Source organism: Exiguobacterium sp. A1_3_1, assembly GCF_048985645.1.
GTDB classification, from domain to species: domain Bacteria; phylum Bacillota; class Bacilli; order Exiguobacteriales; family Exiguobacteriaceae; genus Exiguobacterium_A; species Exiguobacterium_A indicum.
Genome location: NZ_WBYY01000116.1, coordinates 1 through 10,406, shown reverse-complemented (window position 1 = coordinate 10,406; position 10,406 = coordinate 1). Strand labels below are relative to the sequence as shown.

General features: G+C 46.4%; 11 protein-coding genes, 1 pseudogene and 1 other annotated feature. Of the genes and pseudogenes, 5 read left to right on the top strand and 7 right to left on the bottom strand.

Going from position 1 to position 10,406, the window contains the following annotated elements; genetic code table 11:
- On the bottom strand, positions 1–2,416 hold a 2,416-nt coding region (gene ileS / locus F8N00_RS12365; protein ID WP_421018315.1), incomplete at its 3' end, for an isoleucine--tRNA ligase.
- Between the two features lie 56 nt (positions 2,417–2,472).
- Positions 2,473–2,718, bottom strand: a binding site (T-box leader).
- A gap of 84 nt (positions 2,719–2,802) precedes the next feature.
- On the opposite strand from ileS, the gene F8N00_RS12360 reads away from it, so the two are divergent.
- Positions 2,803–3,351 carry a GNAT family N-acetyltransferase gene (locus tag F8N00_RS12360; protein ID WP_075642190.1) on the top strand — a complete coding sequence of 183 codons (549 nt, stop codon included), beginning with the start codon at positions 2,803–2,805 and terminating at the stop codon, positions 3,349–3,351.
- 69 nt (positions 3,352–3,420) lie between these two features.
- Here the strand turns inward: F8N00_RS12360 and F8N00_RS12355 are convergent, their stop codons facing one another.
- The 5 genes from F8N00_RS12355 to F8N00_RS12335 all read right to left on the bottom strand — a co-directional run bounded on the left by F8N00_RS12355 (position 3,421) and on the right by F8N00_RS12335 (position 5,696).
- Positions 3,421–3,804 (bottom strand): hypothetical protein, encoded by a 384-nt coding sequence (locus F8N00_RS12355; RefSeq protein WP_075642189.1) that lies wholly within the window; start codon positions 3,802–3,804, stop codon positions 3,421–3,423.
- Positions 3,797–4,012, bottom strand: coding sequence for a helix-turn-helix transcriptional regulator (locus tag F8N00_RS12350; RefSeq protein ID WP_208610324.1), 216 nt, complete (start codon positions 4,010–4,012; stop codon positions 3,797–3,799). Before F8N00_RS12350 ends, F8N00_RS12355 begins: the two co-directional genes overlap by 8 nt.
- A gap of 210 nt (positions 4,013–4,222) precedes the next feature.
- On the bottom strand, positions 4,223–4,516 hold the full coding sequence (locus F8N00_RS12345; RefSeq protein WP_421018314.1) for a putative quinol monooxygenase: 294 nt from the start codon (positions 4,514–4,516) through the stop codon (positions 4,223–4,225).
- Between the two features lie 20 nt (positions 4,517–4,536).
- Positions 4,537–5,361 carry an SDR family oxidoreductase gene (locus tag F8N00_RS12340; protein WP_075642186.1) on the bottom strand — a complete coding sequence of 275 codons (825 nt, stop codon included), beginning with the start codon at positions 5,359–5,361 and terminating at the stop codon, positions 4,537–4,539.
- A 110-nt stretch (positions 5,362–5,471) separates the two neighbouring features.
- Positions 5,472–5,696 carry a DUF2188 domain-containing protein gene (locus tag F8N00_RS12335; protein ID WP_075642185.1) on the bottom strand — a complete coding sequence of 75 codons (225 nt, stop codon included), beginning with the start codon at positions 5,694–5,696 and terminating at the stop codon, positions 5,472–5,474.
- Positions 5,697–5,840: 144 nt separating this feature from the next.
- Here F8N00_RS12335 and F8N00_RS12330 point away from each other — a divergent pair, with 144 nt between their 5' ends.
- The 3 genes from F8N00_RS12330 to solA all read left to right on the top strand — a co-directional run bounded on the left by F8N00_RS12330 (position 5,841) and on the right by solA (position 9,638).
- Positions 5,841–6,308, top strand: coding sequence for a DUF2975 domain-containing protein (locus F8N00_RS12330; protein ID WP_421018313.1), 468 nt, complete (start codon positions 5,841–5,843; stop codon positions 6,306–6,308).
- Positions 6,309–6,688: 380 nt separating this feature from the next.
- Positions 6,689–8,434, top strand: coding sequence for a methyl-accepting chemotaxis protein (locus tag F8N00_RS12325; protein ID WP_421018312.1), 1,746 nt, complete (start codon positions 6,689–6,691; stop codon positions 8,432–8,434).
- Positions 8,435–8,504: 70 nt separating this feature from the next.
- Positions 8,505–9,638, top strand: a complete 1,134-nt coding sequence (solA, locus tag F8N00_RS12320) for an N-methyl-L-tryptophan oxidase (protein WP_075642182.1) — start codon at positions 8,505–8,507, stop codon at positions 9,636–9,638.
- 67 nt (positions 9,639–9,705) lie between these two features.
- Here solA and F8N00_RS12315 read toward each other — a convergent pair whose 3' ends face one another.
- A complete protein-coding gene (locus F8N00_RS12315) occupies positions 9,706–9,975 on the bottom strand; it encodes a hypothetical protein (RefSeq protein ID WP_058705074.1) in 270 nt (89 codons plus the stop codon).
- A gap of 149 nt (positions 9,976–10,124) precedes the next feature.
- Between F8N00_RS12315 and F8N00_RS12310 the strand changes: the two are divergent.
- Positions 10,125–10,406 (top strand): annotated as a pseudogene (locus F8N00_RS12310) (transcriptional regulator); the annotation flags it as partial.

The following is a 10,406-nucleotide window of genomic DNA, read 5'->3' as shown; positions in this document are numbered from 1 at the left end:
TGTGTATAAGAGACAGATTACGTACTTGTCGTCCTAACTCGACGACAGACACGACTTGTGTCATCTCATATTCCAGATCAGATCGGAGCATCAATCGATCGGCAACCGGATAATCCGCTACATGTACGCTCATTCCTGTTAATCGCTGATAGACATCATCGGCAAGGTATGGGGTGAACGGAGCGAGTAGTCGTGCCGTCGTCGAAAGTGCGAAGTGGAGCGTCGTGTACGCGGCTTGTTTTTCTTCCGACCAGTCAGCTTGCCAGAAACGTTCCCGCGAACGGCGGATGTACCAGTTACTGATCTCATCGACGAGTTGCGCAAGACTCCGCGCTGCTTGAGTCAATTGATAATCGTCCATCGCATCCGTCACGTCTTGCGTCGTCTGATGAACACGCGAGAGCAACCATTCGTCGAGTCGCGTCCGTTTTTGCGGACGTGAGCCATCAAATCCGTCCAGTTCGGCATATGTCAGATAGAACTGGACGGCATGATCCAGTGTATCGACTAGCTTTGATTTTGCTTCTTGGACGATCCGCTCGGCAAACCGTTTCGCACTCCATGGACTGCTGTCGACGAGTAGCGCCCAGCGCAGGCTATCAGCACCATATGCTTCGATCAACGCCACCGGATCGAGGGCATTCCCGCGACTCTTCGACATCTTCTGTCCGTTCTCATCGAGGACGTGACCGAGTGCGAGGACACGCTTATAAGCAGGCTGTCCCGTGAAGAGTGTCGAGATTGCTTGCAAACTGTAGAACCAGCCCCGCGTCTGATCGATGCCTTCGATGACGACATCGGCTGGATAGCGGTTAAGCGTCTGCGTCCGTGACGGATAATGCTGTTGCGCGAACGGCATCGCTCCACTATCAAACCAGACATCGATGACTTCTGGTGTCCGGTGCATCACTCCCTGACACGTCGGACACGAGACCGATAACGCATCGACGTATGGTTTATGCAACTCGACGGATTCCGTCGCTGTCGTCCGGTGCAAGAAGTCAGCCTTATTTTTTGGAACGAACGTCGTGTCACACGCTTCACACTCCCAGACGTTCAGTGGGGTGCCCCAGTAGCGATTACGACTGATGTTCCAGTCGACGAGTTGCTCAAGGAACTTTCCGAACCGCCCTTTCTTGACGTGGTTGGGATACCACGTCACAGACGCATTGTTCGCAAGGAGTTGTTCCTTGACGGCCGTCGTCTCGATGAACCAGTTGTCTTGTGCGTAATAGAGCAGTGGCGAGTCACATCGCCAACAATGCGGATAGCTGTGCGTATAGCGTTTTTTCGCAAACAAGCGTCCCCGTTCAGCGAGCAGCTGGATGATTGCAACGTCTGACTCCTTGACGAATCGACCAACGAGTGGTGGAACGGCGTCCGTGTAACACCCAGCAGCATCGACGACATTAACGAATGACAGTCCGTTTTCCCGGACGACCCGGTAATCTTCTTCCCCGTACGCTGGAGCAAGGTGGACAAGTCCGGTTCCGCTCGTTGCTTGGACGAAGGACGCCCCGACGACCGTATGACCGTTCTCTGGCGTCACGAAATCAAACGGTGGTTCATAACGCAAACCGACGAGTTCCGCACCGAGCTGTTCGGATACGACCTCGACGGATTCCGAGAACAGTTCAGCGACTAACGCTTTAGCGACAATGAATCGCTCTCCTTCAAACGCTACCGTAACGTACGTCAATTCCGGATGAACCGCCACCGCGACGTTTGCCGGTAACGTCCAAGGTGTCGTCGTCCACGCAAGTAGAAACGTCTGCTCCATGTCGACGATCGGAAGTTTGACCGTCGCCGATAAGTCCGTCACGTCCTGATAGCCTTGCGCGACTTCATGGGAACTGAGTGACGTCTGACAGCTCGGACAATACGGTGATACACGATGTCCCTTCGTCAACCAGCCTTTGTCATGGATCGTCCCGAGGATGTGCCAGACGCTTTCGATATACTCGTCCTCCATCGTCACGTAAGGGTCATCCATATCGACCCAGTAGCCGAGTTTTTCCGTGAAGGAACGCCACTGTGTTTCATAGGAAAAGACACTTTCCTTACAGCGGGCGATGAATGCTTCAACACCATAGTCTTCGATCGCTTGTTTGCCGGAGATGCCGAGTTGTTTCTCGACACCGAGTTCGACCGGTAGTCCATGCGTATCCCAACCGGCTTTTCGTTCGACCCGGAACCCTTGCATCGTCTTATAGCGGGCGACGGTATCCTTGACGGTTCGTCCGAGTGCATGACCGACGTGGGGTAAGCCGTTCGCAGTCGGCGGTCCTTCGTAGAATACGAATTCCGCTTCCGTGCGTTGCTCAATCGATCGTGCGAAGACTTGGTCTTGTTTCCATCTGTTTCGAACACGTTCCTCGCGTTGTTGTACGGTTTCTGCTTGGTTTAGTGACGTCATCTCTTGTTCGCTCCTTTGTCGGTAACTAAGAGAATACAAAAAAGTCCGCCCCCTTTGACAGGGACGGACTTCACCGCGATACCACCCATATTCCGTCGAGAATGCTTATTCTCGACAGCACTTAGTTGCACACTATCATGTGCATTCCATGTAACGGTGGACACCCGGTCACGCTTACTGAATGGTTCAGCGTGACTTCTCAGAGAGGATCTTCATGATTGATCTGGCTACCGGTTCTCAGCAATCCCGGTTTTCTGTAAGGCAGAGGGACAATCATTACTCTTTCTCGTCAACGAAATGATATGCTCTTGTTGTGGAGAATCTTACCACATGACTTAAAGACTGCACAACAGCTTTTTACATTTTCTTGCAAAGGAGTTTTTTGAATGTTACATACTTTCCCAACGCTTAAAACGAACCGCCTCGTCTTACGCGAAGTGTTACCCAAAGATGCTACGAGTGTCCTCGCCTATTTATCAGACGAACACGTCGTCAAACAGATGGGACTCGACGCCTTTCAATCAGAAGCAGACGCGCTTGAAGAGATTGATTGGTACGCTTCGATTCGTCGCGATGGCACGGGCATCCGGTTCGGGATCGCATTACAAGAAGACGATGTCATCATCGGCAGTTGCGGATTCTTGAATCAGTCGGCACGCCATCAGCGGGCAGAACTCGGGTTTGAGTTGAGTCCAGCTCATCAGGGACAGGGTATCGCAAAAGAAGCCGCACTTGCAGTCATCACATATGGGTTTGAGGAGCTCTCTTTAAATCGTATCGAAGCACTTGTCTTACCAGCAAATACTGCTTCACATCAATTGCTTGAACGGCTCGGATTCCAGCGGGAAGGGTTGCTTCGTCAATATGAGAAAACACGTGGTCAGTTCGATGATTTGTATATGTACTCAATCTTGCGGAGTGATTGGCCGTCTTAAAAAGATAATCTGTGAAATATCAAAAGTCGTTTAGATGGGTAAATCCGTCTAAACGACTTTTATACCGTTTTATCGATAAGATCTTGCTTTTAAAAATTCTATGATCGGCAACAGTGTCAGTCCGATTGCGAACAAGACTATCAATAACAGATTCGTTGATTCATGTAAAAAGTAATCGAGACAGATGAATCCAAAGATCAGGACAATCAGGATTTTGTAGCTAACGAGACCGCTTTCCGTCGTAATCTTTTTGCCGAGTTCATCTTCTGGCACAGGACGCTCGTCTTCTCCTGATCGTGCCCACGTAAAATACGAGAAGAACATGATCAACAAAATCGCCAATTGAACGATGGAGAAGAACGTTACGTTGTTTTCGATGATCATACTAATGATGGTAAGACTCGCCACTATCACGAGCGTTACTAAAAATAAACCCGTTTTTTTCTTAGACATCCCATTCCTCCTGTTCTGAAATGAACAGATGATCGACTTGTGTCTGCAAGACTTTGGCGATATTAAACGCTAATTGTAAAGTCGGATCATACTTGTTGTTTTCAATCGCATTGATCGTCTGCCGACTGACCTGACAACGGTCAGCCAGTTCTTGTTGTGATAATCTTGCCGCTAGACGTCGCTCCTTAATGTGGTTTCTCACGTTCATACCTCCACGACGTGTCAAATTCTTTTTACATCTTTACTGTAATGAAATTCCAACAACATGTCAAAAACTATTGACATTTCAGATTCGAATTGAACATGAAAAAACACCTTCTGATGAACAGAAAGTGTTTTGATCTTTATCTCAAATAGCTTGAAATTTCTTTCTATCATTTGGGATTAATCATCTGACCTGATGAGTATTTATAATTTTTTACATATGAACTCGAAAAGTATTTGTTTCTTCTACTACGACCACCGGAAGACTAGGAGCAAGCGGAACAAATTTTTGGAGTTCATGCGAGAGCGAGTTTTGATAAGCAGCTGCGGAACTCCAGATTTCGTATGTGAAAATAGCGTCCAGTTGTTTATCTGACACGTTAATCGTATATAACTTACATTCGGATTGCTCCAAGACAAGTTGTTTTAGCTCATTCAACACTTGAAATAAAGATTCATGATCATTTACTGTGCATTTATAATGTGTCAGAACACCAAACTGATCCATGCCACTTCCTCCCCATTCAATCAAGCTAATTCAATCCCACCAGTGACTCCATAAATTTGTGCTGTGATGTAACTTGCTTCATCTGACGCAAGTAGCACGTAAGTACTTGCGAGTTCAGCAGGCTGACCACAACGCCCTAGCGGCGTGTCTTTTCCAAAGTCCTGCATCTGATCTGGCAGTAACCCTCCTGTGAATTGAAGTGGCGTCCAAATGGGACCAGGTGCAATTCCATTGACACGTATGCCGCTTGGTGCTAATTGTTTCGCAAGACCTCGCGTAAAGCCATTTAAAGCAAATTTAGTCGATGCGTAGTCAAGCAATATTTCACTTGGGTGATAGGCTTGAACCGATGTAGTCGTTATGATTGTCGATCCAGGCTTCAAAAATGGAACTGCTGCCTTCACCATCCAAAATGCAGAAAATACATTGACTTCGAATGTTCTTTTAAGTTGTTCTGTCTCGAGATTTGAAATATGCTCTACAGGGTTCTGTGTCCCTGCAATTAATGTCAGCGAATCTAATCCGCCTAGGCATTGATATGCTTCTTGGACGAGCTGAACGCAGTACGCTTCATCGGATAGGTCACCTGGAATTAAATGCGCTGTACGCCCTGCTTGTTCTACCAGTGCTTGTACTTCTTCGGCATCTGCTTGCTCTTCAGGTAAGTATGAAAGAACAAGGTCTGCCCCTTCCCGCGCATAAGCAATGGCAACGGCTCGACCGATACCTGAATCTCCACCTGTAATTAAGATTTTTTTGTTGAGTAATTTATTGTTTCCTTTATAGGATTGTTCTCCGTGATCCAGTTGTCTCGTATGTTCAATCGAGAAGTTCGCCTCAGCCATAAAACATATCTCCTTTATACTTGTTTGAATCATTTTTCCCTGTCACACAGAATTCAAACCGATTTTTAATAGACTAAAAAAAGCACTTCCTAAACATTCAGGAAGTGCTTTTATCCTTTTGGTGGGAAAGGATCATGCCCATACGAATCCTTTTCACGAACCTGTCCTTCTTTATTGTGAATCAGTAATTCTGTTTTTTGTTTTTTCGCAATCCGTCGTCCTTCTGCAATGGCTTCTTTCTGTGTCTCGAATCGTTTAGTTGCTCGGGTCGCTCCGGCTGCTTTCACTTGATAACCGCCTTTAGGATGCGGGGAGACATGTTGATTTCGTCGCATAATGTAGCTCCTTTCTGCGGTATGCTTCATCTCTATACACTTGTTTGAAAATCCACATATTCTATACATTTAAAATTTTTAATAACATTTCATTTTATGAAGTATACTGAAAGAAAGTGTACGACTTGAAAGGAAGCGTGAATCATGAAACGGCTCACTTGGCATGTTCGGTATTTAAAATTCATTATGATTTGTATCATGGTCGGTTTATTGTGCATAGCTGGTATTGGAATTCCTCTTGTATGGCATGGACTCTCAGAACAATTATTCTTCGAACGTCCTGGCTACTTCGTATTGATCATGGCCTATATTGTGTTGATTCCAGTTCTGTTCATTTTGATTCACATGTGGCGACTATTGCAATACCTCGTAACGGTCCCACTTCCATTGCCTTTAATCACATCATCTATACAATCGTTGAAGCTGAATTGTTATGTGATTTCAGTAATGACCTTATGCGTCTTCCCTATCTTTTTTTACATCGGTCAAATCGATGATGCACCTGGATTGATCCTCGTTGGTACTGTTTTAATCCTTATCCCTTTGACAGTTGGTTCCTTACTTGCTTGCATACAACAACTTCTATTACGAAAGCTTCAGTCAGTCAAGTAATTTGAGTCCTATCACATTGGTGGCTATCCTGATGTCCCTGTTTCAACAGAATCTTCGATTGGCAACGCAGACATGTCATCAATCGGAAGGTTGCTTTTTTCGTGCTGACCGCGTGTCTTCGTAATTCATTTTCATATACATGTCTTGCCTTGATTCTATGATCAACTTCACTTTCCATCTCAATCCCTCTTCCCTCAACATATATTTTTTTCTAACTATTATGTGCCCTGAATCATTCTTGATAAATCCTTTTTTAAGAAAAAACGGTTTTTCTTGCGACTTTTTATAAAAAAATCGTTAAAAGGTCCTGTTTAATATGTATTTTAACGACCGATAAATGAATTACAGATAGAAAATATGAGTTGAAAGGACGGTTGCATGTGAAAAACACAACCAAGAACTATTCCATCCGAACACGTCTTTTAGTAATGATTAGTTTGATTTTGATTGCCTTTTTTGTATTTAGTAGTCTGGCCTTATACTTCAATACGAAACAAACTGCAGTCTCAACACTGAAAGCGACTGCTGAAAAGGACGCACTGCGCATCAGCAAGACATTCGATACGGCAGCTTACAGCGAATTTCTACAATCACCTGTCGCGTCCGAACAGTACGAAACGTTACGAACAGAACTCGATACCTTACGTAAACAAAATGGACTCTTATATACATACACAGCACGGATCGATCAAAATAAGGTTCGATTATTAATCGATGGTTTACCAAAAGATAAGGCTGCGAAAATCAATGCCCCGGCAAGCGGCGCAACTGTTGCCGATATGCAAGACGTCCTAAAGGGCAAAACACATACGACGGACGTGATTGATGATCCAATCTACGGACAGTACATCAGTGTCTACGTTCCGCTGAAGGATTCGACCGGGAAAATCATCGGCATCCTTGGAACCGATATCGCAGCGAAGGAAGTCGATGCTCTGACGACGGATCTATTACAACAAAACGCTCCGATTTTCATCGGGTTGATGCTCTTACTGTTGACGATAACCCTTATCTTGCTTTACATCGTACTCGGTAGAAAGTTACGTCCACTCGAAACGTTACAGAAAGTCGCTGCCTTGATTGCTGAGGGACGACTGAATCAGGCAAAACAGACGTTGACCAATTTGACGATTGCTTCGAAAGATGAAATCTATGCGCTTGCAATCTCGATTCGTGATATGAACGAGATGTTACGGACGATGATCGTCGACATCAAACAGACGGCTACCCTCGTCTCGACGACGAGTCAATCGATCGACCAAAGTACATCAGAAGTACTCGACGGTTCCGAACAAATCGCTCATACGATGTCGGAAATCGCGACCGGGACGGAAAGTCAGACCCAAGTCACGCTCTCATTGAATGATGAGATGAATCGGTTCGCAACATTGATCGAGACGACGAATCAGTCTGGTGTCGAAATTCAAGGAACGACGGAGCAGATGGCAACACTGACACGAGTCGGACGCGAGCAAATGTCCGCTTCCGTCGAACAGATGCGTCACATTCATCAGCACGTCACGCAATCTGCTGAACAGATTGATCTACTGAAACAGCAATCATCAGATATCCAAACGCTCGTCGGCATCATCCGCGGTATTTCCGAGCAGACGAATCTACTCGCCCTCAATGCCGCGATTGAAGCAGCACGGGCGGGTGAACAAGGGAAAGGATTCGCCGTCGTCGCGACCGAGGTCAAGAATCTTTCTAGCCATGTCGCTAGCAGTGTTAGCGAAATCGCAACGATCGTCACGTCGATCGAAGCCAGTGCGCAGCAGATGCAACACAGCTTTAAGACGACGGTCGAAGCAACAGCAGCCGGTGAACAGATCGTCCTCGATACGGATACGACGTTCGAACGGTTGACGGATCAAGTCACGCACGTCTCAACGGCAACACAGCAGATGACGCAACAGATGGAAGACGTCTTGCAGGCAGAACGGTTCATTCGCAATGCCTTGACGGAAATTGCCACTGTCGCGGAAGAACATACGGCGAGTAACGAGGAAGTTGCCGCTGCCTCTGAACAAATGATTGCGACAATCACGACGTTACATACGCTCGTCGGTGATTTAAACGCACGAACAGAACATTTAGAACAGGAAGCCCGTCGCTTCGAGATTTAATCTTTCATTTGTTCTTTTCTAGTTCTCACTCTATACTGGTGTGAACTTACATATGAAGGAGTCGAATGTGATGTCCCATTATAATGTCATCATCGTAGGTGCCGGATCCATGGGGATGGCAGCCGGCTACTATCTCTCACGAACCGATCAAAAAATCCTATTGTTAGATGCCCACAATCCACCGCATGATCAAGCGAGCCATCACGGGGAGACCCGGATCATCCGTCATGCGTATGGGGAAGGTGAAGCATACGTGCCGCTCGCATTAGCCGCGCAACGTTTATGGTATGAGTTGGAACAAATCAGCGGTCGAAGTCTTTTTCTGAACACAGGAGTCTTGAACGCCGGTCAACGCTCGTCCCGTTCGATGCAGACGATCATCAGGAGTGCAGCGCAGTATGATTTACCGCTTGAGGTCCTGACGGCTGACGAAATCAGAACCCGCTGGTCCGGTTTAACAATGCCCGACGAGTATATCGGTTGTTTTGAACCGACGTCCGGTGTGTTGAAGTGCGAGGATTGTATTGAAGCATACCGTGATCTTGCTGTCGCGAACGGCGTCGACATTCGGACGAATGCGAAAGTGACGACGCTCACTGCCCACGCCACTGGCGTTGACGTGGCCGTCGGATCAGACACCTATTCGGCTGACGCGTTGATCGTCGCAGCTGGTGCCTGGTCTGGTCCGTTACTGGAACAGACTGGACTCTCCTTACCGCTGCGACCGGTCCGCAAGACGTTCGCCTGGTTCGAAGCAGCGGAAGAGGTATTCAATGACGCGGTGTTCCCTGCCTTCGCCTTTGATACACCCGCCGGTTATTATTACGGTTTTCCAAGCATTGCTCAAACCGGCCTAAAAATCGGACGTCACGACGGTGGCATTCCCGTTGATCCAAATCAACCACGCCGTCCATTCGGTCAAGAGACGGGTGATCTGGCTGATTTACGACAGTTCACGAATACGTTCATGCCCTCGATCAATACTTTAACTCACGGCAAACCGTGTCTCTATACGATGACGCCAGACGAGGACTTCATCATCGATTTGCATCCGGACTATGCGCATATCGCGATCGCCGCCGGCTTCTCCGGTCACGGGTTCAAGTTCAGTAGCTTAGTCGGAAAAGTACTCAGTGAATTGATCATGGAACGATCGACGACTGAACCGATTGGACCGTTCGCGATTAAACGTTTTGCGAAATAAGGCTTATGAAACGATAAAGACCGGCAACGAAAAATCGTTGTCGGTCTTCTGTATCAACGGTATGATGTCACACCGATTCATTCGATTCTTGCTGATTTTTTGCAACTAGCTTTTCACGCTGTTTTTTCTCATCTTCAGTCCACCAGCCGTGGATAAGTAATACGAGTCCAAGAATCAACGCACTCATCGGGAAATATGTTAAGTAATACTCACCAAGGTTTTCTCCTAGAAATTCTGGAGATAATTCAATATACGCTCGGAACATCTGAACGATGAAGAATAAGAAAAAACTTGTAATCAGGGCATATGTACCGTAGCGATAACTTGTATTTTTCATATGAAGGCTCCTTTCTAAAACATACTCTAATGTAAATCATTCAAGGAATACATCAAATCCCCTCTTTTTACATTATCATTTATAAGAATGATTCCAAAAGCATGATAAGATAGTTTTAGAAACGATTGGATGAAGGAGTGGGACACGACGTGAACTTTAACTTATTCAAAAATCATGTCCGGTTTAAGATTGCGCTCGAATTGATTGATCTCGAAGACGGCTTATCAATCATGCAACTGAATCAACGTTTAACGGATGTACCGCAGTCTACTTTGTACCGGCAAGTCAATGCGATGATGGACGATCAGTTGTTGAAGGTCGTCGCCGTCCAGCGTGTTGGAAAAGTCGAAGAGAAGATCTATGCCTTGAACACAAGCGGCTATCAAATCAGCGAAGCAGACTGGAACCTGTCTCTTATACACATCTCCGAG

Bases quoted from the DNA above. Each gene is read 5' to 3' on its own strand.
- F8N00_RS12360 (WP_075642190.1), top strand. From the start codon at position 2,803: ATGTTACATACTTTCCCAACGCTTAAAACGAACCGCCTCGTCTTACGC.
- F8N00_RS12355 (WP_075642189.1), bottom strand. From the start codon at position 3,804: ATGTCTAAGAAAAAAACGGGTTTATTTTTAGTAACGCTCGTGATAGTG.
- F8N00_RS12350 (WP_208610324.1), bottom strand. From the start codon at position 4,012: ATGAACGTGAGAAACCACATTAAGGAGCGACGTCTAGCGGCAAGATTA.
- F8N00_RS12345 (WP_421018314.1), bottom strand. From the start codon at position 4,516: ATGGATCAGTTTGGTGTTCTGACACATTATAAATGCACAGTAAATGAT.
- F8N00_RS12340 (WP_075642186.1), bottom strand. From the start codon at position 5,361: ATGGCTGAGGCGAACTTCTCGATTGAACATACGAGACAACTGGATCAC.
- F8N00_RS12335 (WP_075642185.1), bottom strand. From the start codon at position 5,696: ATGCGACGAAATCAACATGTCTCCCCGCATCCTAAAGGCGGTTATCAA.
- F8N00_RS12330 (WP_421018313.1), top strand. From the start codon at position 5,841: ATGAAACGGCTCACTTGGCATGTTCGGTATTTAAAATTCATTATGATT.
- solA (WP_075642182.1), top strand. From the start codon at position 8,505: ATGTCCCATTATAATGTCATCATCGTAGGTGCCGGATCCATGGGGATG.
- F8N00_RS12315 (WP_058705074.1), bottom strand. From the start codon at position 9,975: ATGAAAAATACAAGTTATCGCTACGGTACATATGCCCTGATTACAAGT.